The sequence below is a fragment of the Clostridium cuniculi genome, from assembly GCF_004353185.1.
Taxonomy (GTDB): domain Bacteria; phylum Bacillota; class Clostridia; order Clostridiales; family Clostridiaceae; genus Clostridium; species Clostridium cuniculi.
Map to the genome: position 1 here is coordinate 89,630 of NZ_SMUS01000001.1, position 25,268 is coordinate 114,897.

Genomic DNA, 25,268 nt, shown 5'->3' on the forward strand with positions numbered 1-25,268 from the left:
AACTCTCCCTTAACCAATCGCTTTAAATATCCATTTTTTGCTATAGAAGTCTTGTTTCACTCTTTCAATTGTTATACCAACATTCATAAGCTCATCACCAGCAAATATTTCACCTGTTTTAATATCTTTATATAAATACTCTGGATTTAGCCCTCTAAACTTTATAGTTCTAATTTGAGCTGCTGGCAAAGATAAAACCTTTACGTAAGTAGCAACAAACTGTGTTTTATCTTTTGAAACAATATTCCATGCTGATTCATTTCCATCAAAAGGATTAAATATTCTATATAAATCACCAAATTGAATTACTTCTCTTATATCCTTATATTCTTTTATTTGCTCCTTAACTATTTCCTTTTCTTCTTCAGTTAATTTGGTTAAATCTAACTCATATCCAAAATTACCTGCCATTGCTACATTTCCTCTTGTTTCAAGTGGCGTTATTCTACCAACTTGATGATTAGCTACTGTTGATACATGACAGCCCATAGTTATTGGAGGATATGCTAAACTAGTCCCATACTGTATTTTTGTCCTACAAATAGCATCTGTATTATCACTTACCCATGTTTGTGGCATGTAATAAAGCATTCCTGGATCAAATCTTCCTCCTCCACTTGAACAACTTTCAAATAATATATTAGGAAATCTACCAGTTATTCTTTCCATAACATCATATAATCCTAACATGTATCTATGACTTGTTTCCTCTTGTCTTTCTATTGGCAATAATTCAGAACCTATATCTGTAATGTGTCTATTCATATCCCACTTAACATAGGTTATAGGTGCTGATTCTAATATCTTACATACAGATTCAACTATATAATCACAAACATCTTTTCTTGATAAGTCTAAAACTAATTGCCCTCTTCCCATTGTATATGGTCTATTTGGTACATGAATACACCAATCTGGATGAGCTTTATATAAATTACTTTCTATTGAAATCATTTCTGGCTCAAACCATAATCCAAACTCCATTCCCATATCTACTATTTTATTTGCAATTCCTTCTATTCCATTAGGTAATTTTCTTCTATCTACTACCCAATCCCCTAAAGAAGTATTGTCATCATCTCTTTGTCCAAACCATCCATCATCCAGAACAAAAAGTTCCATTCCAAGTTTTTTACCTTCTTCTGCAATTTTAATAAGTTTATCTTCATTAAAATCAAAATATGTAGCTTCCCAATTATTTATCAATATAGGTCTAACTTTATGTTTAAATTCTCCTCTACATAAATTTTCCTTATATAAATTATGAAACTTTCTTGACATTCCTCCTAATCCATTATTAGAGTAAATCATAACAACTTCTGGTGTTTGAAATTCTTCATTTTCTTTTAATAACCATGAAAAATCAAATGGATTAATTCCCATAGCAACTCTTGTATTTCTATATTGGTCTACTTGAACTTGTGCGGTAAAATTCCCACTGTATACAAAATTAAATCCATAGGCCTCTCCACTATCCTCATTTGTATCTTTTCTAACTAATGCTACAAAAGGTGCTTGATGAGGACTACTCGCTCCTCTTGAACTATCTACCATTTGAATCCCTGATACGATTTTTCTTCTTTCAATATTTTTCTCATTGTTGTGAGCACCATATAAAGTAATCATTTCAAAATCATCATCTCTAAAATCAATGCTCATACTTAACGCTCTTAAAAGTCTTATTTCTTCTTGTCCTTCATTAATAAACTTAACACTTCTTGTTATTACATCTAAATCATTAAATACAGAGTAATTTAATATTACCTTCAAACCTATTACTTTATCTTCTAAATATATTTCTAAACTATCACACTCATCATCATTATTAGCATAAGTTGCTGGTAACCCCACTAATTGTTTTTTCCCTTTAAATACTTTATAACCTAGATATCTTAAATCTGAAATTCTTGTTCCATTCTCCAATTTAACTTGGTATGCCGGTATTCTAAAATCTCCATTGCCAAATCCTTGATATTCTTGTGGAATTGTATCTAATGAAAAGCTTCTATCTTTATCACATGGATTAGGTGAAAATCCTCTGTCTAAATAAATTATTTTATTACTTCCTCTATATTCATTAATCCTAGCCCCATAGTATAAATGAGCTAAATATCCACCCTCTAAAACCTGCATAATGTAGCTTGTACTTTTTCCCTGTATATGGAATAAAGATTTTTTATTATCTATCTTAATACCCATGCTCTACCTCTTTCAAATATTTTTTTATTCTTTTTACATTTATATTGTAAACCTTTTTAAAATGTATTAATATGGAATTATGTAGACAAATACTATAAACTTTGTGACTAATTTTTAAACTAGGAGGCTATTATGGATTTTAATTTTTCTTATAGGAATCCCTATGATAATATTGAATTAAATCTTTATACTTGTGGACATGAATCTTGTAAAAGTAAGCATTCTTATGGACCAGCTGTAAGAAGCGGATATTTAATTCATATAGTTTTAAATGGTAAAGGAACATATAAAGTTAATAATACTTCATATAATTTAACTGCTGGAGATGGCTTTTTAATCTATCCTAATGAACTTATATACTATGAAGCAGATAAAGATAATCCCTGGGAATATATTTGGGTTGGACTTGTTGGTACTAAGATAAGTGATTATTTAAACAAAACTTCAATTTCTAAATCTAATCCTATATTTACTTTAAGTGAAAGCAGTAAATTAATAAATTCTATTAATTCTATAATTAATAGCACTAAGATAGATAATAATAAGAATTTAAAAATATTAGCTACTTTATATGATTTTCTTTTTGAATTATTAAATGAATTTCCTAATCTAATAAATAGCAATAAAAATACTCAGCAAACTTATTTAGATGAGGCATTACTTTATATTCAATTAAATTTCCAAGACAATATTTCTATTATGGATATTGCAAATCACTTATCTATTGATAGATCTTATTTACATAGAATATTTAAAAGAATTTTAAACTTATCTCCTCAAGAGTATATTTTGAACCTTAAATTAGAAAAAGCCACTGAATTATTATCAACAACCTCTTTAACTATAGGAGATATAGCACGTTCAGTAGGCTATAATGATACTATGCTATTTTCTAAAACTTTCAAAAAATATAAAGGTTGTACTCCTTCAAGATATAGAAAGTTTAATTAATAATCATGGTATATTTTCATTTCTATGTTTTTTACTTCTATAAGGCTTATTAAAATTTAAATTATATACGGTAAATATTTAATTCTTAATAAATTTCTATATAAAAAAAGAGATAGGCTTTATACCTCTCTCTTTTGATAATTATTAGTTTTAATAAATAATAGTAGAAAGTACAGTTTTTGATTAAATATAATTCTTACTTATGCATGAGATAATATAGGAAACATTATATTTTCATTATTAAAAACACTTTTATTCTTACTCTTAACATATAGAGCATCATTATCATCATTTAATAATTCTTTATTATATTCTTCAATATTTATAGGGGTAAACCCTAATCTAATAATCTTAGTATCTTCATTCATTAATAAATCAATAACTATATTTAGATCTATTTCTTCATCCATAAATACATATTGAATAAATAACTCTTCCCCATCATATTCACAAATTGCTATTGAATTACAATCCTCAATATAATAAATATTATCCTTCAAGAAATCCAAGCAATAAAACATAATTAAATTTTTATTATCTTTAACATGAAGCTTTGAAATTTGAATACTATTATTAATTATATTTTCTAAAAGTACTTTGTCCTCATTATCATTAATATTTATTTTTCTAACTTTTTTATTACTTCTCTCTTTGTTCTTTTTTATAGAATATTGATATTCATAAACTCTTTCAAATCCAAACTTAGGATAAAAATCTAATACAGTATCATTTGCAAAAAGATATATACAATCACATTTATTTTCCCATTCACTTAAAACTTTCTCCATAAGAAATCTTGATAAACCTTGATTTCTATATTTTTCATCAGTCATTACAGTTCCTATTTGGATATAATTTTTTTCTTCTCCTAAAATATTTATTTTCATAATACTTACTGATACATTAGCTACTAATTTATCATCATCTAATAATGAATATGGGATATATCCTTCTCCCCAATAACCAGCCTCATACCATTTTCTAAAATTAAACCCATAAGTTTCTTCTGTTAACTTATTAAGACCATCTCTTAAATTTTCGTTATCCCTATAACCTTTTATATAGGTATATTCATAACCATTAATCAATACTTTTTTACTCATTTTACACCCCTCATATTCTTCCTTACCTTTTATCAATTATATACAACTTTATATATAAATATTATATTTTCTTCTATATTGGGAAGGTGTACAATTCATATGTTTTTTAAATATCTTTCCATAATAACTTATTCCATTAAAGCCTACATTAAGTGCAATATTAGATATAGATTCATTACTGTTACAAAGATAATGAGTAGATTTTAAAACTCTATACTCCATCAAATACTCAAATGGAGTCGTATTTAAAACCCTTTTGAAAGCTCTACAACATTCGCTTTTGCTAATATTTACAGCCATAGCTATATCATTTAAAGAAATACTATTTTCATAATTACTATGTATATATTCTAATGCTAATTTAACCCTTTTTTCATCATATAGAGATAACTTATTTGAACTTTTATTATAAGTTTTCATCTCCTTTACTAAAGTAAACCAAATATAGTTTAAATAATTCCTTACCTCTAATTCATAAGCATATTCCTTTTTATTAAAAGCTTTAAAAATCTTTTCAGTATAGTCTAAAATCTCTTTTTTCCATATAATATCTTTTTTTAATACTATATACTTTAAATTGCTACTATATAAAATAGGATTTATATATTTCTTATTTATTAATGAATTTTCATTGCCATCAATGAAGTTTGAATCAAACACAATAGAATACATCTTACAATTGTTTATGACTGGCTTTATTTGATGTAAAACATTTGTATTAAATATAATTCCCTCATCTGGTTCCAATATAATTTCTTCACCTTCAACTTGAAAACATACCTTATCACTTAAAACATAAGAAATCTGTACCTCCTTATGCCAATGCCATCTTATATATCCCTCATCAAATAAACTAAAATCATCATTATATAAAGCTATTGGCAAGTCACTAGATCCATGTTTTATTATCTCTTGTAAATTACTATCTACATCTATTTTATTAACCTGCATTTTTACCTCTTTGCTAATATAGTTTTAATTTATATCAATATATTAATTGTTATATACTTTAAATATTAATAAAATTATTACAGATTAATACTTATAAATCAATATTTGTATTATATTCCCTTTATTATATAAGTCTTTAGAGGAGTGAAGAATATGAACTTAAATTTAAGAACTAAAGGAATAATTTTAGTAATTGTAGGTACAATGTTATGGGGTATATCTGGTACCGTAGCACAATTTTTATTTCAGCAGAAATCATTTAATCCTGAATGGCTTGTTGTAGTTAGATTATTAATATCTGGTTTCACACTACTTTTATATGGTTATCTAAAAAAGAATAAAGATATGAAAAATATATGGAAGGAAAAAAATGATCGTATAACCCTTATACTATTCGGTATCATTGGTATGCTTGGTGTACAATATACATACTTTGCTGCAATTAAACATGGAAATGCAGCAACAGCTACTATACTTCAATACTTATCTCCAGTCATTATAACTTGTTATTTAATTATACGTAATAAAAAATTGCCTAATTTCAGAGAATTACTTGCAATAGTTTTAGCTTTAATAGGTACATTCTTTATAATAACAAGAGGAGATATTCATAGTTTATCACTCTCAAAAGCAGCTTTATTTTGGGGTATTTCTTCTGCATTTTGTGCTGCAATATACACCTTACAACCTATTTCTCTGCTAAAGAAATATAGCTCTATAGCTGTAGTCGGCTGGGGTATGCTCATTGGTGGACTAGCTTTTAGTTTTATACATTCACCCTTTAATTTTACTGGTGAACTATCTATTATTTCTATAATCTCAGTTATTTTTATTGTTATTTTTGGAACACTTATTGCATTTTATTGTTACTTGGAAAGCCTTAAATATCTTCTACCAACAGAATCAAGTATACTAGGATGTGTAGAACCTTTATCTGCTACAATTCTATCTATTTTATGGTTAAATGTATCATTTGGTTTACCAGAACTTATAGGAACAGCTTGTATAATTTTCACTGTAATACTTTTATCTTTTTCAAAGAAATAATAAATCTATATATTATAAAAGGATCTTAAATTTAAACTAAATACTTAAGATCCTTTCATAATTATAAATAGTATTTTATATAATAATTCTTAATATATACTTTAATATTGAAATTATAAATTTATTTATCCTTTATATACTTATCTAAGTTTTTAACCTCTCTCATAGCCTCTTCATACTTCTTAGCTCTTGCATTTGGATTTCTTCTTAATATATTTATAGAATTCATATAAACCTTATTTTCAGTATTATTAATTTTTAATTCATGTACTTTTAGTTTTGATAAATACTCTAAAAACTCAGCCTTTATTTTACTTGGCTCATCTATGGCCTTTGCTGATAGCTCATCAAATTTATCAACATATCTTGATACCTTTTCAACAAATCCCTTCATTGCTTCTTCTTTTAATTCCAAATTTTTTCTAATAATTACTTCAATAGATTGCTTTCTTGTGCTCTTCTTAAGTAATGCTTCCTGTTGTTTAATTGCTACTTTTTCAACTAATTTTTCTTGCATGGATTTTACATCTTCGTTAACAAAAGCTTCTATTATCTCTATTCTCTTCTTTACATTGATAATAGCCTCATTTCTTTCAGTAAACTTTATTAAAATATTCTTTAAGTCCATAGCTTCATTGAATGATTGTACACCATCAATTGTAATAAAAACAGTTATAATATATGAAATTATTTCTGATATTCCATAAGGTATTATTGTAACTAAACTCTCTATATTAGGATTAACAAATCTAACTAAAAGTACAGAAAAAACTCCCCAAGCTAAAGACGATATTAAACAAATATGCCCATTAATATTAAAAGGCTCTTTAGTGTAATCCCAGTACCTAACATGAAATAATTTCTCCATCACTACACCAGTTATATATTCTAATATTGTTGCAGAAATCATCCCTATAATAAAAACTAATATAAGATTCCTCTCAACTGGTAATGTGGAAATTAATACTACTATAGCTCCTGATCCATAAATAGGTAATAAAGGTCCTTTTAAAAATCCTCTATTTACCCACTTATGCTTTTTTAAAGATACATAACATGACTCCCATACCCAACCTATAAAACAATATAGATAAAATAAAAGAAGCCATTGATGTAAGGTATATATGTGCATTCTCTCCCCTCATTTCTTAATAATTACTTCATATCATATTTGTAAATTTTTTAAAATAAAAATACCTCAGAAAAAAAGTTATCTATAATAAAATTTTTTCTGAGGGTAATTTAGATATGAATTAATAATTATATATTTCCTTATATTTCTTATCTAAGTATTCAATAAAATATTTTGCTTGAAGTTCCTCTCCTGTAATTCTCTTTATTAAATCGCTTGGATCATAAAGATTAGCATATTCATGAACATTTTCTTTTAACCATTCATATACTGAAGACAAATCTCCTGTAGCTATTTCATCGTATATATTCGGAATATCCTTAAGCATTTCATTTAACATTTGTGCTCCGTAAAGATTCCCTAATGCATAACTTGGAAAATATCCAAAGGATCCATCTGACCAATGCATATCTTGAAGTACTCCAACCTTATCACTTGTTGGTTCTATTCCTAAATACTCCTTGTACTTTTCATTCCAAACTCTAGGTAAATCAGCAACTTGAATTTTATCATTTATAAGTAATTTTTCTATTTCATATCTTATAATTACATGAATACTATAAGTTAGTTCATCTGCCTCAGTTCTTATTAATGAAGGTTGTACCTTATTTATTGTATTATAAAATTCTTCTTCATTAATAAACTCAAACTGATTAGGAAACTCTTTTTTAGCTTCTTCATATAAATATCCACAAAATGCTTTATTTCTTCCTATTATATTTTCATAAAATCTTGATTGTGATTCGTGAATAGCCATAGATGCTGCAACATTTAATCCAGTACCTTCTAAGTAGTCAGGTATATTTTGTTCATATATTCCATGTCCACCTTCATGTATTGCTGAAAACATTGCTGATGTAAAGTCATTTAAGTAATAATGATTAGTTATTCTGACGTCCTTATTACTCATATCTAAAGTATATGGATGTTCAGTTTCATCCATTCTTCCAGATTTAAAATCGAATCCGATAGTCTTTAAAATTTTAATACAAAATCTTTTTTGATTTTCTTTAGGAAATTCTTTTCCCTCAAAGACATTAGAAATTTCTGTTCCACTATTATTTATCTTTTTTAATATATTAACAATTCCATCTCTTAACTCATCAAAAACTTTGTCTAATTTTTCAACAGTAAGTCCTGGCTCATAATCATCTAGTAAGGCATTATACTTATTACCTTTATATCCTTTATATTTTATTGATTTCTTTGTAAGCTCTACTATCTTTTCTAAGGCAGGTTTAAATATTTCAAAGTTATCTTCATTCTTAGCTTTCTCCCAAGCTAACTGTCCCCTAGAGGCTGCTAAAGAAAATTCCTTTATAAATTCTTCAGGAAATATTTTTTCTTTTTCATAATTCTTCTTAAGTTCATGTACCATTCTTTTCTGAACAAAATCTAATTTTTCTTCGTTCTTCTCAAAGAATTTAATAAAGTCATGAATTTCTTTTGAAACAGATAAATTATGTGCTTGCATTTGCATGAAAGACATAGTTTCTGCTCTTCCCTCTGCTGCATTTTCTGGCATTCCAGTTGTCATATCCCAATACATAAGACTTCCTACATTTCTATAATGCTCAATAGTTTTTAAATATGCTGAAAGCTCTTCTAACTTTTTCTCTAATTTATCCAAAAATTTAGCCCCCATTCTAATATTTTCTATTCATTTAATTATATACTTTATTTTGAATTAAATGAATAGTACATTTTTATCAGGAAAAAAATGTATGCGCCTCCGGGGTCAATCCATATTCTGGATTGACCCCGGAGGTTCATACATTATTTTACATTTTAATATTATTTAACTCTAAACATTATAGCTTCATATGGTCTTAAGTTTAATTTCTCAATCAATGTGCTTGAATCCTTATAATTGCTTAATAAAATATCAGCATGATTAAAATCACCGTCAAAACTGAAAATAACTTCCTTATCATAGAAATTACAAACTACTAATATCTTGTCTCCATTTAACTCTCTAGTATAAGCAAAGATATTTTTATCTTCAGGACATAATAAAGTATAATCTCCATAAATTATAGTATCATTGTTCTTTCTTATATCTATTAATTTTCTATAATGATGGAAAATTGAATTTTCATCTTGTAAACATTGTTTAGCATTTATTTCATTATAATTTTTGTTTACAGCAATCCAAGGAGTTCCTGTAGTAAATCCTGCATTTTCTGTTGAATCCCATTGCATTGGAGTTCTAGCATTATCTCTTCCCTTTGCATAGATAGATTCCATTATTTCATCATGGGTATATCCTTTTGAAAGTCTATCTTTATACATATTTAAACTTTCAATATCATTATACTCATTAATATCTTCGAATTTCACATTAGTCATTCCAAGTTCTTCTCCTTGATAAATATACGGAGTACCTTTCATTCCATGAAGAAGAGTTGCAAACATTTTCGCACTTAGAACTCTATATTCTTTATCATTTCCCCATCTTGAAACTATTCTTGGTAAATCATGATTATTCCAGAAAAGACTGTTCCACCCTTGTCCTTCAAGCTCTGTTTGCCACTTAGATAAAACTCTCTTTAAATCAAGTAATTCTAATTCCTTAAGATCCCACTTTTCTTTTCCTTCAATTTGATCTAATCCTATATGTTCAAATTGGAATACCATACTTAATTCTTTTCTTTCTGGATTTGAATAAAGCTTGGCTACCTCCGGAGTTGCTCCCCAAGTTTCACCTACTGTTAATAAATCATTTCCTTCTAATGCTGCCTTATTCATTTCTTGTAGATATTCATGTAATTTAGGTCCATTTCCTGTTATCATCTCATCTGGAACTTTACCGATAAGGTCAATAACATCCATTCTAAATCCACCAATACCTTTATCCACCCAGAAATTCATCATTTTATAAACTTCACTTCTAACATTTTCATTTTCCCAATTTAAATCAGGTTGTTTCTTACTAAATAAATGTAAATAGTATTGACCTGTTGTTTCATCATATTGCCATGCACTTCCACTAAATGTTGATCCTAAATCATTTGGTTCATGTCCATCTACTGGATCTCTCCATATATAGTAATCTCTATACTCATTATCCTTAGATTTTTTAGCTTCAATAAACCATTTATGTTCATCTGAAGTATGATTAACAACTAAGTCCATAAGAATCTTAATTCCTCTTTCATTAGCTTCTTTTAAAAGATTATCCATATCTTCCATTGTTCCAAATTCGTCCATGATATCACAGTAATCACTTATATCATATCCATTATCATCATTTGGAGATTTATAAACTGGGCTAAGCCAAATAACATCTATCCCAAGCTCTTTTAGATAATCTAACTTTTCCCTAATTCCGTTAATATCACCTATTCCATCACCATTACTATCATTAAAGCTTCTTGGGTATATTTGATATACTACTGAGCTATGCCACCATTGTCTTTCCATATTTGTTACCTCCACATTATAAAAACTCAATTTATCTTTTTATTACAATTAATGATTTATAATGTGATTATACATAATATTCTTATTACTTTACTTGCAAAATATAGGCTTTTTTTAACACAATAATGCTATTTTACTTCATCTTCTCTTTATTTTTCAGTTTTTCTATTGCTGTATCTATTCTTTTATTTCTTGTGTCTTCTTTCTTAGCTGAAGTTATCCATGTAACATATTTTTTTTGCATAGAAAAAGATAATGTATTCCAAAATTCTTTTATATTATTATCTAACTCTATTCTCTCTTTAAAATACGTAGGTATCTCAACAACTCTTTCTTCTTCATCTTTTTCTATGATTACTTCAATAATATCGCCTGGTTCCTTTTCTATCTTTTTTCTTATATCTTTAGTTATTCCTATAATATAACATGGTAATCCCATCTTAACTATTGAACCTCTATATTCAACTCCATCAAAAGTGGCTTTTACCTTTACCCTTTTAGCTCCATATACCTCTTCTACATCAAAAGGTATCTCTATATATGCTCCATCTTTTTCCTCTATTTTTTTTATTTCTGCATTAAATTTTTTCATTTGTTATTGCCCTCCTAGAATTAACTTTCCTGCATCTAAACTTTTATTAATAATAGTAATGTTCCAACTACAATTAAAATTAAACCTAATAATGATTTTTTTGATAATTTTTCTTTTAAAAATATATAAGCAAATAATACAGTTACTAAAATACTAAGCTTGTCTATAGGAACAACTATAGAAGCTAGTCCATCTTGTAAAGCCTTATAATAGCAAAGCCATGATGCACCAGTTGCTATTCCAGATAAAATTAAAAATATTAAACTGTTTTTATCAATCTTCTTAATATCTCCTTGTTTTTTAGTAGCAAAAACTATAATCCAAGCCATTATAAGTACAACTATCGTTCTAATAGCTGTTCCTAAATTTGATTCAACATTTTCTATACCAACCTTACCTAGTATAGATGTTAACGAAGCAAATAAAGCTGATAATAAAGCATATATTAACCATGCCTTTCCCTTAACAACCTTTTCTACTCCTTCTTTCTTTTGAATCATTAAGTAAGTTCCAATAGCTATTCCTATCATTCCAATTACCATGTTTATAGTTATCTTTTCATTTAAGAAAATAAAAGCTAAAATCATAGTTAATATTGTACTACTTTTATCAATAGGTACTACCTTATTTACATCACCTAATTGCAATGCTTTAAAATAACATAACCAAGATGCTCCTGTTGATAAACCTGATAAAATTAAGAATAAAAAAGTTTTTCCATCAATATTTAGTATTGTACTTTGTGAACCAATTATAAATACCATTATCCATGAAAAAATTAAGACTATAATAGTTCTTATAGCTGTTGCTACATGAGAGTCTACATCTTTAACACCTATCTTAGCTAAAATTGATGTAACTCCTGCAAAAAATGCCGATCCTAATGCGTATAATATCCACATAAATAATTATTCCCCCTTCATTTATGTAATTAAAAAGGTTGCCTAAGGCAACCTTTTACTTATTTTATAACTTAATTAAGTAAATTATGTCATAATTTATTCTACATCTAATTCTATATCATTAATAGATTCTATTCTTAATATTTTTATTTTACTATTACCTTTTTTATCAGAATAAGAAATTTTAATCCATTCATCATCTGCTTCTAATACCGTGCAATAACATTCCATACTTCCTAAAAATAATGCTTCTTCTGTTTTTATTTTACACTTTTCTCCCACAAGTTTAGATATTATACTTGACATATTATATTCCCCCTTTTCTTTCTTTGTAAGTTTTTTAATTTTTTTCTCAAGCTTTTTTACTCTTCCTGGATATGAAGAATAACACAAAAGAATAATAAAACTAAACCACCCCATCCACTCCAAGCGCTTTTCCCCCTCATTTATATCATTTAAAATATCTTTTTTATCATCTTATTATATATAAATTTTAACTTTTTTGGAATAAAACTTAATTGTATTCTATAAAAAAATTATATTAACCTTTTTATAGAATACAATTTATAATTACTTACTATTATCATTTAATATATTTAAAATATCTTTTTTATTAGTTATTACCCTTGGAATTTTAATTTGACTTTTTGAAACTCCCTTTGATATTAAATATCCTTTTATAATATCAAATGTATTTCTTCTAACTATATTAATACTTAAGCATGCTAATCTATTGTTTTTTCTAAATCTTCCATATGCCAAATTTGCTTTTTGTAACTCTTTATCTAAGGTATTTTCTATAAATTTTATTTTACTCTTAGGTATCTCTTCATTAAATTCTAAATAGAAAACATACCTTCCTGGTGTTATACTATTATCCTCTAAAGTTGTATAATCAACTAAAGACAAATTAAATTCTTTTACAGTTTTACTAAGAGACTCCCTTAAATGATCTTCTGTTGTTTTTTCAGAAACCATATTAAGTGCTTGATTTTTTCTATATAAAAACTCTATCTCTGGTGAATTATTATAATAATCAACTACCTTAACAACATCACCTAATCTATATCTATAAAATCCAGCATAGCTAGTTATTATAATCTCATATTTTTCTCCTACTTTTAACTCATCTATACAATAAGTTTGAGGATTTTCTTTATTACTTTCTTTTACTGGAATAAATTCGTAAAATACAGTATCTGGTATTATTACATATCTTATTTTAGATATATATGGATTAATTCCTATCATTGCTTCAGTTGATGCATATGCCGGAGAGTATATTGGTACAGATCCAGTATAATAATTAACCATATCATCATATATAGAAAAATTAGCTCCTGTTACTGATGCAATATAAATTAATTTAGGCCATATTCTTCTACATATTCCTTCAAAACCTTTAGAAAACTCTAATTCCATTTCATCAGCTCGTCCTGCATTTGGTTTTAAACATTTATTTAATTTTTTTCTTGTCTCTCCATCAATATTTAAATTTCTATTTATACTACCTCTTCTAATATCTCTAACTAATAACTCTGCATTATCTTCTAACGTTCTTAATGCATCTAAAACATTTGATATAAAAACACCACTTATATAAGTTAAGTTTTTATCCTCAAGAGCAAATAATAAGTGTAAATATAATGCTGCATTTTTATCTTTAATTTTCATTACTTCATATGGTGAAGTATATATTTTAGGAAGTATGACTTTTATAGCATCCATTCCTCCTGATGTTGCTGAACATATAGGTACTCCACCTTCTGAATAAGTTGTCATAACAGTATCAGCTAACATTAGCCCTCTTCCATAATTCCATTTATTTTTCAAATTGTTATATGCAAATCTTTCGATTAACAATGCCATATACTTACTGCCAACTTCTCTTGATTTTTTAGTAACAGGAACTAGTTTTTGTTTACCTGTTGTTCCTGATGTATGTCCAAAAAATTCAACATCATCAGTAATTAAAATATTTTTCTCCCCTTTGAGCATTTCATTTATATATAGCTCATAATCTAAATAATCTGTAATAGGTACATTTGATTTATATTCATCCACAGATTTTATTGAATTAAACTTATATTTTTCTCCATATTTCGATGTACTATTTTTATTTAATATTTTAAATAATACTTCTTCATTTATATACCTTGAATTTAAAGTATACTTATTAAACTTTTTTTCTACTAATCCTCCTGCTGAAATCATAGTACGATATAAAACTTTACTTATTATACTCGTAATAAAGCACTTCCTATATATTTCTGTCGTAAGTAATATATGAAAGTGCTTTATAAATTGATTATTATATTCTTAAATTACTTTTTATGTTGAATTTTTTCACCTATTGATGTTAGTATACTGGCTAGTATTATTGAAATAACAGCCGCTATTAATACAGAAATTTTTGATACACTAAGTTCAACTTCTTCTCCTGCAAAAGCTATTTCTGATATAAATAATGACATTGTAAATCCTATTCCCGCTAGTATAGATACTTCTAAAACATCATACCATGATGTATCTTTAGGCTTTTTTGTTATTCCAATTAAACTTCCTAAATATCCAAAAGACATAATTCCAAGTGGCTTTCCTATAACTAAGCCTAATATTATTCCTATCATTAATGGATAATCTTTTGCTAAGTTCAAATCTCCACCTAATGCTATTCCTGTATTGGCAAAAGCAAATAAAGGAAGTATTACATAATTAGAAAATGGTTCTAATTTATGTTGCACCTTATAACTCAAATCTTTCTTTCTATCTTTTTCCTGTAATACTGGTATACTAAATGCTAAAATTACTCCACTTAATGTAGAGTGAATACCACTATAAAATATGGCTATCCATAAAGCTAAACCTAATATTAAATATGGATATAATTTATTTCTTTTATTAAAAAATCTAATAGAAAATAGGAGAGCTATTATAATTAAAGCAATAATTATTCCTGAAATTCTTATATGAGATGAATAGAATACCCCTATTATTATTATTGATAACAAATCATCTACAACAGCTAAAGTAAGTAAAAATAATTTTAATGAAATATTAAGCCTACTTTCTAATATGGAGAAAATTCCTATTGCAAATGCTATATCAGTAGATAACGGTATTCCTGCACCTATCTCAAATCCACTACTATAATTAAATAGAGTAAATATTAATGCTGGTACAACCATTCCTCCAACAGCTGCTATCACAGGAAAAGATGCTTGTTTTATACTTGAAAGTTTTCCATATACAAGCTCTCTTTTAATTTCACATCCTACTACCAAGAAAAAAATAGCCATTAGAAAATCATTTATAAATAAATGTAAATTAAATTCCTTTCCTATTTTTAAATCATATAATATAAAATTGTAAAATTTATCTAACTGAGTGTTGGCCAAAATTAAAGCTAATATTGTACTTGCCAATAGTAATATTCCTGGAAAGGCTTCTGAATTTACTATACTTTTTTTATTTTCTTTATTCTTTCCCATAATATTTCTCCTACTACTTACTTCTTTTTATTCACTCTTATATTTTGTACAGTTCTATGCTTTTTATCCTTTGTGTAATGCGATACTTTCTATTGGAAATATATATCTGTTTTATTAATTAATTAATAATATAGCAAAACAAAAAAGTCTGAGACACTAACTAAATTAGTAAATGTCTCAGACCTTTAAAATTTCCCTATTTTATTCTACTACCTTTTTCTTTAATAATGCTAACATTGCCATTCCTACTACAGAACCTATAACAACTGCAGCTAAGAATCCAAATGGATTTCCTATTACAGGTAATACAAATATTCCACCATGAGGAGCTCTTAATTGACAGTTAAATAACATTGTAAGTGCTCCAGCTGTTGCAGAACCTAATACACATGAAGGTATAACTCTTAATGGATCTGCTGCTGCAAAAGGAATTGCTCCTTCTGTTATAAATGATAATCCCATAATGTAGTTTGTAAGAGCTGATTGTCTTTCTCTCTTAGTAAACTTATTTTTAAAGAATGTTGATGCTAAAGCTATTGCAAGTGGTGGAACCATACCACCAGCCATTACTGCTGCCATTACTTCATAGTTACCAGATGCAAGTGATGCTGTACCAAATACGTATGCTGCTTTATTGAAAGGACCACCCATATCAATTGACATCATACCTGCAACAACAATACCTAATAATACTCTACTTGTTCCACCCATTGAGTTAAGGAAATGTGTAATTGCTTCATTTATTCCACCAAAGAATGGATTTACAAATATCATTATTACACCAATTAATCCAATACCAAAGAAAGGATATAATAATGTTGGTTTTAAACCTTCTAATGATTGTGGTAATTTATCAAATATCTTCTTTAATCCTAATACTAAGTAACCACCTAAGAACCCTGCAAATAATGCTCCTAAAAATCCTCCACTAATAACTGATACTGAAGAATCAAATGCACTTGCATAAGTTGTTCCTAAATTAGCTAACATACCACCAACAAAACCAACTGCAAGACCTGGTCTATCTGCAATACTCATTGAAATATATCCTGCTAATACAGGTAACATAAATCCAAATGCAGTTTCACCTATAGTTTTTATTAATGCAGCTATTGGAGTATTTTTACCAAAGTTAGCTGGATTAATACTGTAATTGTCTAATAAGAATGCTAAAGCTATTAATATACCTCCACCAATAACAAATGGTAACATATGAGATACACCATTCATTAAGTGTTTATATATTTGTCTTCCAAAGCTTTCTCCTTCTTCTGATGCTGAACCATCTCTATCACTTCCGCCTGCATGATGGTAAACTGGCGCATCTCCACTAGTAGCTCTATTTAATAATTCTTCTGTTTTATGAATTCCATTTGCAACTTTAGTTTGAATAACTCTTTTTCCTTCAAATCTAGCCATTTCAACTTTTTTATCAGCTGCAACTATTATACATTCCGCATTAGCTATTTCTTCATCAGTTAAAACATTTTTAGCTCCTCCTGAACCATTAGTTTCAACTTTTATTGTAATTCCCATATCCTTAGCCTTATTTTCTAAAGCTTCAGCTGCCATAAATGTATGAGCTATACCTGTTGGACATGCAGTAACAGCTAATACTCTGTATCCATTAGTTTGTGCCTTTTGAGCTTCTTCTTTATCATTTTCTGCTTTTAATTTATCATTTTCTTTAGAATCAATAAGTGATAAAAACTCATCAACACTTTTAGCATTTATTAATTGCTCTTTAAACTCTGGATCCATTAACATCATTGATAATCTTGCTAATACATCTAAGTGAAGATTATTTTCACCTTCTGGCGCTGCTATCATGAAGAATAACTTTGCTGGTTCACCATCTAATGAATCATAATCAACACCATTAGTAAGTACCATTGCACTAAGACCTGCTTCCTTTACTGCACTTGTCTTAGCATGTGGAATTGCTATATTATCTCCAATTCCTGTTGTACTTAAGCTTTCTCTTTCTAAAACAGCATTTTTATATGCCTCTTTATCTCTTAATCTTCCTGTAGCCTCCATTAAATCAACTAATTTATTTATTGCTGCTTCTTTAGAATCTACTTTAGGATTAAGTGCTATACCATTCTTTTTTAATAAATCAGTAATTTTCACTTTTTCTTCCTCCTTGGTTCTCTATCTTACTTGTTCTAACAATTCATAAACATAATCTTTTGTAGCTAATCCTTCTGAAAATGCTGATGCACTTCCTGTTGCCACACCTAATTTAAATCCATCTTCAATTTTTCCTGAATTTAAATATCCAGCTATAAATCCAGCAACCATTGAATCTCCTGCTCCAACTGAGTTTTTCACTACACCTTTTGGTACATTACTTGTTACAACTCCTCCATTAGAATCTATTAACACTGCTCCATCTCCAGCCATAGATATAATTACATTTTGTGCTCCCATATCTTTAAGCTTCTTTGCATACTCTATAACTTCTTCTTTATTATTAAGCTTTACTCCAAATAATTCTCCTAGTTCATGATGATTTGGTTTTATTAAAAATGGATTATACTTTAGTACTTTAAGTAATGATTCACCAGTTGTATCAACTATAAACTTAACATCTTTCTCTTGAAGTCTTTCCATAATTCTTTCATAAACATCTGTTGGCATTGTTTTTGGAATACTACCCGCTAAAACTAATATGTCTCCAGCTGTTAATGTATCTAACTTTTTATAAAGTTCTTCTAATGCCTCTGATGAAATATCAGGACCACCACCATTTATTTCACTTTCAACATCAGCCTTTATTTTTACATTTATTCTAGACATACCTTCTTTTAACTTTATAAATTCAGTATCGCATCCAAACTCTCTAACTCTTCTTTCTATTTCATCTCCAGTAAAACCAGCTATAAATCCTAATGCTTTACTTTTTACTTCTAAATTATTTAATACGATTGATACATTAATTCCTTTTCCACCAGCATAAACAAATTCATTATTACTTCTATTAACATGTCCTAAGTTGAATTCATCCATCTTAACAATGTAATCTAAAGCCGGATTAAACGTAATTGTATATATCATTAACTTTCCACCTCCAAAATTTCTGTTTCATGCTTATATCTATTATTCTCTAAACCTCTAGTTATTATTTTAGCTTCTTTAATATTTGCAAAAGTTATTGAACTTATTTCATCAAATTTTGATTTATCACATAAAACAAATCTTTTTTTACTTCTATGTAATGCTTCATTTTTTACCATAGCTTCTTTAACATCTGGGGTAGTAAAACCTCTTTCAATATCTACTCCATTTGCTCCAAAGAAGCCCTTTGTAAAATTGTATTTTCTTAAACTATTTACAGTTTCAACTCCTACTATAGCTTCAGTAGCAAGCTTTAGCTCTCCACCTAAGATATAAGTAGTACAGTTCTTTTTAATTAACTTTCTTGCATGAACAATTCCGTTAGTTACAAATATAGCTTTTGTATTATTTATAAAATTAATCATAAGTTCTGTAGTCGTTCCTGCATCTATATATACCAAATCACTATCTTCTATTAGTGATGCAGCATATTCTGCAATTTTTAACTTTTCATCTATATTTAAAGACTGTCTATTCTCAACAATATCATCAGTTGTATTTATACTTATTTCTTTTAATGATGTAGCTCCTCCATGAACCTTCTTTAATAATCCTGCTTTATCAAGAGCAGTTAAATCTCTTCTAATAGTGGATTCTGAAGTGTTTAAATATTTAACTAAATCATTTAAATAAACTACTGATTCTCTTTCTAACTTTTCTAAAATAATCTTATGTCTCTCTTCTGATAACATTTACATCACTTCCTTGATTTCATAATACTCTACTTTTAATGATAAGTCAATCATTTTCACTCAAAAACTTTCATTTACATTCATAATCATTCATTTTATTTCATTTACTGTTTTATTTTTGTAATAATATATTTTTTATATTAAAAAAATAGTTGCAATCCCAACTTTTTTTAGTTGTATTTGCAACTATTTTAACAGTATAATATGTTAGTCAATTTAACAGTCATTTTACCTTAATATAAATTCAATATTAATTATCAATTTCGCTTAAGGAAAGATTTATTAAAATGATTTCTAACTTATATAGGAGGACAAAAATATGGGACATCAAAATCAATTAGGTAAAGAGCCTATAGGCAAATTATTATTAAAATATTCTATTCCAGCAATAATTGGTATGCTTGTTAACGCCTTATATAATATTGTAGATAGAATGTTTATTGGTCGTATACCTGAAGTTGGTTCTCTTGCTTTAACAGGTGTTGGAATAACTATGCCTATAATGTCTATTCTTTTAGCATTTGGTATGCTTATTGGAATTGGATCAACAGCAAATATATCTTTAAATCTTGGTCGTGGTAAAAGAGATGATGCAGAAAAGTTAATCGGTAGTGCACTAACATTAAGTTTAATAGTTGGTATTGCACTAACTATTATTGGGATTATCTTCTTAAATCCAATATTAAATATTTTTGGAGCAAGTGAAAATACTTTATTTTATGCTAAGCAATATATTATCGTAATTTTAGGTGGATGTACTTTTAATATTCTTTCTTTTGCATTAAATAGTACTGTAAGAGCTGACGGTAATCCTAAGCTAGCTTCAATAACAATGGTTATTGGATGTGGTACTAATATAATATTAGACTATTTATTTGTTTTTGTATTAAATATGGGAATTAAAGGTGCTGCATTTGCAACTGTCATTTCTCAAGCACTTACATTCATTATAATTCTTTACTACTATACAAAAGGAAAATCTAACTTAAAATTAAAAATTAAAAATATGAAACTAAAGAAAAATTTAGTTATGATGACATTTGCAATTGGTATTGCTCCTTTTGCAACTCAAATTGCTAACAGTTTAGTACAAGTTATTGCTAATAACTCTTTAAAAGCCTATGGTAATGATTTATCTATAGGTGCTATGGCTATAATAGGATCTATTAACATGGTATTTATGATGCCTATTTTTGGTATTAATCAAGGTTGTCAACCAATTATAGGATTTAACTATGGTGCTAAAAAATACGACAGAGCTAAAAAGACATTTAAAATAGCTACTATTGCTGCTACAGTTATTTGTACTATTGGTGGAGTTCTAATTCAGACTTTCCCTCAATTTGCAATTAGCTTATTTAATAATGATCCTGAACTTACTGCTGTTGCTGTAAAAGGAGTTAGAATGTATTTATTAATGATGCCTATAGTAGGAATCAATATTGTATCAACTAGTTATTTCCAATCAATAGGTAAAGCTAAAATGTCTATGTTTGTTAGCTTACTTAGACAAGTTATATTATTAATTCCATTTACTTTAATATTACCTTTATTTATTGGATTAGATGGGGTTTGGGCTGCAGGTGCCTGTGCTGATTTCTTCTCTGTTGTTATAACATTAGTTTTAATCTTCAAAGAGTTTAAGTCATTAAACATATTGCACAAAGCTGAATTAGCATAAATAATATTTAAAAAATTTATAAAAAGCAAATGTTGAATGATCCGGAGGCGAAGCACCCTCTAGTAGAAACATAAAATTGATATCTCTTCGACATGCAGTTTCTATATCTCTTGAAGAATAAAATCCATTCATATATCCATAAAGCATAATTTTCAGCATATTCATTGGCGGTACTTGATTTTCTCTTATTCTAGAATAAGTAGAATATAGTTCAGTTAAATCCATCTCCTCTACAAACTGACTTAGTAATCTCACCGAATCATTTTCTGGAATTATGCAATCTATATCAAAAGGAAGTTTTAATTGATAAAACTTTCGATTTAAAGTATAATTTTGTTGTAAGATTTTTTTTGTTAGCATGAAAAATATTTTACCATAAATCCTAGGCTTATAGAGTCTAGGATTTATTTTTTTTAGCAAAAGGGGCTGTCGCACTAATTAATTAGTGCGACAGCCCCTTTAACTTTATAATATTAATTTTCCTATATCTTTATTTATATAACTTTCTATATTCTAATGGTAAATAGTTTGTCCTCTCTTTAAATACCTTACTAAAATATTTCGGATCATTATATCCAACTCTTTCTGAAATTTGATATAGTTTTAAATTTGTACTTAATAACAATTTTTTAGCTTTATTTATTCTATATTTTTTTATATAAATACTAAATGTTTCACCAATTTCCTTTTTAAATTGAGTTCCTAAATATTCAGGCGTAACATTTAATCTATCTGAAATTTCTTCAAGTGTAATTCCTTGACTATAAAATTCATGTGTTAAACTTTTTGCTCGTTTTACTAACAAACTTATATTCTTTTCTTTACTATTTATATCATTATTTTCACTAATATATTTAAATAAAATGTTAAAGACAACTTCTATTTCGCTCCAAGTTTTTGCTAACATTATATTTGCCAAAAGCTTTTGCGCATCTATATTAATCTCATCAGAGCTATTTATTTCCTTTGTAGTATTAATTACAGCCCATAGAAATCTAATTAAATTATTTTTTATTTCCTTAGGATTATATATATCTTTCTTACAATATGAAATAAATTTATTAAAAACATTTTGTATTTCTTCAAATTTCATCTTGCATATATTATTTCTTAATTGGTTTTCTATTTCTATTGGATAATATATAGGTAAAGTATATCTATCATTTATCTTATCTGAATAGATAATCTTTTTATCATTCTTACTTAAATTCCATTCTAAATTATTATTGATATCTTTAAATGTATTATTAAGATTTACTATTCCATAACACTCTGAGTATCCTAAAGCTAAATTATCCCTTTCCTTATTTATATAACATTTAGTAATTATATTCTCTAAAACTTTTTTATACTTATCTACTTTAAACAATAATATTACTATTTCTTTTTTCTCTTTATTTTCTATAATAAAATACTCTAACTTGGCTTCTAATTGAAATATATCTTCTAAGCTTTTCTTTAAATTTTCTATATATTCTGCATCATATATAGAATTATATAATACAAACACTCCAATTTTATCATCATATCTTATATCATTTTTTATTTTAAAAAAACTCTTAACTTCAGCTTCATTTATTGTTTCCGTAAATAGTATTCTTTTTAAAATATCATCTAGACTTAATTGGTTTTCTTTTTCATCTAGATTATTTGCTGTTGCTATTTGTTCCTCAATATTTTTTAATGCCTGAGTCATATCTGTAATCGATATTGGTTTTAAAATATATTCACTAACTCCTAATTTTATAGCTTGCTGCGCATATTCAAACTCAGAATATGCACTTAAAATAATAGTTTTATGCTTAATCCCTCTAGCTTTAAGTTCATTTAACATACCTAAACCATCTAACTTAGGCATTTTTATATCTGTTATTACAAGATCTGGCTTTGTTTTATTTATTACTTCTAATCCTTCTAGCCCATTATTTACAGTAGCTATAACCCTTACATTATTATTTATTTTACATATCAATTTGCTTAACCCAGCTCTAATAACATCTTCATCCTCAACAATAACAACCCTCATTACTTTCTCTCCTAATACACAAATTATTATAAATACTTAGGAACCATAATATTAATTTCTGTTCCCTTTCCAAATTCACTTTTTATATTAAATTTAGAACTATTCCCATAGTACATTTTTAATCTTCCTATAACATTATTTACTCCTATATGTTCGCCATTTGTATTTATTGTTAGCTCTTCATCTATGAATTTCTGTAGTACCCTTTTACTCATTCCTCTTCCATTATCTACAATTGATATTTTTAATAAATTTCTATATTCTTTTATGCTAACTTTCAAAATACACTGTTCATTACACTCTTCAAAACCATGTATTATAGAATTTTCTAAAAACGGCTGTAAGATTAATTTATAAATCTTATAATTTAAAACCTTTTCATCAACATCCAATACAAACTTAAATGGAGAATTTAAACGACTTTGCTGCAATAAAATATATTCCTTTACCCATTCCAATTCATCTCTAACAACAACCATCTTATTACTATCTTGAACTGCATATCTTAAAATTTTAGCAAGTGCATTAATCATATTACTAATTTCATATTCATCTTTTTCAATGGCCTTCCAATTAATTGTATCTAAAGTGTTATATAAAAAGTGTGGATTTATCTGAGCTTCCAATGCTTTTATTTCAGCCTCTTTCTGTCTCATTGTAATATATTTTACTTTTTCTACGAGTTCTCTTAAATTATTAACCATTTTATTAAAATTATTAGCTATTATACATACTTCCTTTACATCCCCAGGGTCAATAGTGATTTCTGTAAGCAAATCTCCATCCCCTACACTATTCATAGCACTAATAATTTTATTAATTGAACTTGTAATTCTATTAGTTGATCTTACTATTAATAATAGTATTAAAATATTTGCTAATATACCAATACTAATATATAAAACTTGATAAGATTTTATTGAAGTATATAATTCATTTTCATCTTGTAAATAAGCAATTGTCCATCCTGTATTATCGTCTGTTAACTCAGTAATAGTAAAATTTTCACCCTTAGGAATTTCTAATTCTTCAGTAAAATATTGATCATTTTCAACTAACTTTATATTAATATTATCTTTATTATATATTGATTCTATATGATAGTTTTTTAAATTTCTACCTAATTTGCGTTTGTCTGGAAAATAGACTATATTTCTATATTTATCATAAATATAATTAATTCCAGTAATCTTATTTGCTTTGTAATAATACTCATTTGTTTTACAAACAGATTCCAATACATCTGAATTTATACTTATTACTACTACTCCAATTGATTCATTTTCATTTGTATTACTTATAATTTTATGAGCCATTTCAAATACATAATAGCTTTTAATATCATCTTTAATTGCAAACCTAGTTGTAGTTGTTATAACTTCATCAGAATTTATAAAGTTATTATAGAAGTATTTATTGTTATATATCCATTGGCTTTCATTTGCAGAATTTGATATCCCATCATAAAAAAACCATTCTTCTTTAGAAGTTAATATCTGTATTCCTTCAATTCCATATTTAGAATCACATAAATTTTTTAAACTCTCCTGTAAAATTTCAATATTACTAGTAACATCATTATTTACATTTATATTTTCTATAGCTTTAATAATATCTTTATTAGAATAAATCCTATATAAAAAATCTTCATAAGATTCTAAAGTTAAGTCTAAACTCTTTTGTGTTTGTTTTAAATTCAAATTAACTAAATCATAAACATTATTCTTCATTTTATTTATAGTTAAAATATAAAATATTACTTGTGCTATAAATAATGGGATTATTGATACTATTAAAAATGTTGAAATTAATTTATACTTTAAACTTTTTTTATCTTTTATTAAATCATTTTTATTAAATCTCATACCACTCTATCACCTATCCTTTTATTATAACTAACATTTTTATATTTTTAAACTTATTGTATTTAATTGTATAATTATGTATTAATGTATTTT

General features: G+C 26.9%; 20 protein-coding genes. 3 read left to right on the forward strand and 17 right to left on the reverse strand.

Translation table 11 applies throughout. The features are described from left to right. Positions 1-9: 9 nt before the first annotated feature. Complete coding sequence (locus EJJ37_RS00390; protein WP_133013616.1) at positions 10-2,199, reverse strand: alpha-galactosidase; 2,190 nt, start codon at positions 2,197-2,199, stop codon at positions 10-12. A 132-nt stretch (positions 2,200-2,331) separates the two neighbouring features. Here EJJ37_RS00390 and EJJ37_RS00395 point away from each other — a divergent pair, with 132 nt between their 5' ends. Continuing rightward, positions 2,332-3,150, forward strand: a complete 819-nt coding sequence (locus tag EJJ37_RS00395) for an AraC family transcriptional regulator (RefSeq protein ID WP_133013617.1) — start codon at positions 2,332-2,334, stop codon at positions 3,148-3,150. 200 nt (positions 3,151-3,350) lie between these two features. Here EJJ37_RS00395 and EJJ37_RS00400 read toward each other — a convergent pair whose 3' ends face one another. Together EJJ37_RS00400 and EJJ37_RS00405 are read right to left on the reverse strand one after the other, a co-directional pair. Continuing rightward, positions 3,351-4,253 (reverse strand): GNAT family N-acetyltransferase, encoded by a 903-nt coding sequence (locus EJJ37_RS00400; protein WP_133013618.1) that lies wholly within the window; start codon positions 4,251-4,253, stop codon positions 3,351-3,353. Between the two features lie 48 nt (positions 4,254-4,301). Then, positions 4,302-5,204, reverse strand: a complete 903-nt coding sequence (locus EJJ37_RS00405; RefSeq protein ID WP_133013619.1) for an AraC family transcriptional regulator — start codon at positions 5,202-5,204, stop codon at positions 4,302-4,304. Positions 5,205-5,357: 153 nt separating this feature from the next. On the opposite strand from EJJ37_RS00405, the gene EJJ37_RS00410 reads away from it, so the two are divergent. Continuing rightward, positions 5,358-6,251, forward strand: coding sequence for a DMT family transporter (locus EJJ37_RS00410; protein ID WP_133013620.1), 894 nt, complete (start codon positions 5,358-5,360; stop codon positions 6,249-6,251). A 121-nt stretch (positions 6,252-6,372) separates the two neighbouring features. Here EJJ37_RS00410 and EJJ37_RS00415 read toward each other — a convergent pair whose 3' ends face one another. The 11 genes from EJJ37_RS00415 to EJJ37_RS00465 form a co-directional block, all read right to left on the reverse strand. Further along, complete coding sequence (locus tag EJJ37_RS00415) at positions 6,373-7,383, reverse strand: putative ABC transporter permease (protein WP_133013621.1); 1,011 nt, start codon at positions 7,381-7,383, stop codon at positions 6,373-6,375. A gap of 121 nt (positions 7,384-7,504) precedes the next feature. Beyond that, positions 7,505-9,013 carry a carboxypeptidase M32 gene (locus EJJ37_RS00420; RefSeq protein WP_338032221.1) on the reverse strand — a complete coding sequence of 503 codons (1,509 nt, stop codon included), beginning with the start codon at positions 9,011-9,013 and terminating at the stop codon, positions 7,505-7,507. 164 nt (positions 9,014-9,177) lie between these two features. After that, positions 9,178-10,806: a glycoside hydrolase family 13 protein gene (locus EJJ37_RS00425; RefSeq protein ID WP_133013623.1), complete on the reverse strand. Its 1,629-nt coding sequence runs from the start codon at positions 10,804-10,806 to the stop codon at positions 9,178-9,180. Positions 10,807-10,939: 133 nt separating this feature from the next. Continuing rightward, entirely contained in the window at positions 10,940-11,398 is a 459-nt protein-coding gene (locus tag EJJ37_RS00430; protein ID WP_133013624.1) for a YdeI/OmpD-associated family protein, read from the reverse strand. 35 nt (positions 11,399-11,433) lie between these two features. After that, positions 11,434-12,300, reverse strand: a complete 867-nt coding sequence (locus tag EJJ37_RS00435) for an EamA family transporter (protein WP_133013625.1) — start codon at positions 12,298-12,300, stop codon at positions 11,434-11,436. A 96-nt stretch (positions 12,301-12,396) separates the two neighbouring features. Next, the gene (locus EJJ37_RS00440; RefSeq protein WP_133013626.1) at positions 12,397-12,606 is read right to left on the reverse strand and encodes a hypothetical protein; all 210 of its coding nucleotides are present in this window, start codon (positions 12,604-12,606) and stop codon (positions 12,397-12,399) included. Between the two features lie 264 nt (positions 12,607-12,870). After that, positions 12,871-14,514 (reverse strand): GH3 auxin-responsive promoter family protein, encoded by a 1,644-nt coding sequence (locus EJJ37_RS00445; protein WP_133013627.1) that lies wholly within the window; start codon positions 14,512-14,514, stop codon positions 12,871-12,873. 110 nt (positions 14,515-14,624) lie between these two features. Continuing rightward, positions 14,625-15,791 carry a Na+/H+ antiporter NhaA gene (gene nhaA / locus EJJ37_RS00450; RefSeq protein WP_133013628.1) on the reverse strand — a complete coding sequence of 389 codons (1,167 nt, stop codon included), beginning with the start codon at positions 15,789-15,791 and terminating at the stop codon, positions 14,625-14,627. A gap of 201 nt (positions 15,792-15,992) precedes the next feature. Beyond that, on the reverse strand, positions 15,993-17,924 hold the full coding sequence (locus tag EJJ37_RS00455) for a PTS fructose transporter subunit IIABC (protein ID WP_133013629.1): 1,932 nt from the start codon (positions 17,922-17,924) through the stop codon (positions 15,993-15,995). A 21-nt stretch (positions 17,925-17,945) separates the two neighbouring features. Next, entirely contained in the window at positions 17,946-18,851 is a 906-nt protein-coding gene (gene pfkB, locus EJJ37_RS00460) for a 1-phosphofructokinase (RefSeq protein WP_133013630.1), read from the reverse strand. Next, positions 18,851-19,603 carry a DeoR/GlpR family DNA-binding transcription regulator gene (locus EJJ37_RS00465; RefSeq protein ID WP_133013631.1) on the reverse strand — a complete coding sequence of 251 codons (753 nt, stop codon included), beginning with the start codon at positions 19,601-19,603 and terminating at the stop codon, positions 18,851-18,853. The genes pfkB and EJJ37_RS00465 overlap by 1 nt, the downstream gene beginning before the upstream one ends. 319 nt (positions 19,604-19,922) lie before the next feature. On the opposite strand from EJJ37_RS00465, the gene EJJ37_RS00470 reads away from it, so the two are divergent. Beyond that, positions 19,923-21,284 (forward strand): MATE family efflux transporter, encoded by a 1,362-nt coding sequence (locus EJJ37_RS00470; RefSeq protein ID WP_133013632.1) that lies wholly within the window; start codon positions 19,923-19,925, stop codon positions 21,282-21,284. Here the strand turns inward: EJJ37_RS00470 and EJJ37_RS00475 are convergent. The 3 genes from EJJ37_RS00475 to EJJ37_RS00485 form a co-directional block, all read right to left on the reverse strand. After that, entirely contained in the window at positions 21,276-21,644 is a 369-nt protein-coding gene (locus tag EJJ37_RS00475; protein ID WP_204596848.1) for a transposase, read from the reverse strand. The two genes, EJJ37_RS00470 and EJJ37_RS00475, sit on opposite strands and share 9 nt — an antisense overlap. Positions 21,645-21,774: 130 nt before the next feature. Beyond that, entirely contained in the window at positions 21,775-23,310 is a 1,536-nt protein-coding gene (locus EJJ37_RS00480; RefSeq protein WP_133013633.1) for a response regulator, read from the reverse strand. Positions 23,311-23,336: 26 nt separating this feature from the next. After that, a complete protein-coding gene (locus tag EJJ37_RS00485; RefSeq protein ID WP_133013634.1) occupies positions 23,337-25,175 on the reverse strand; it encodes a sensor histidine kinase in 1,839 nt (612 codons plus the stop codon). Between the last annotated feature and the right edge of the window lie 93 nt (positions 25,176-25,268).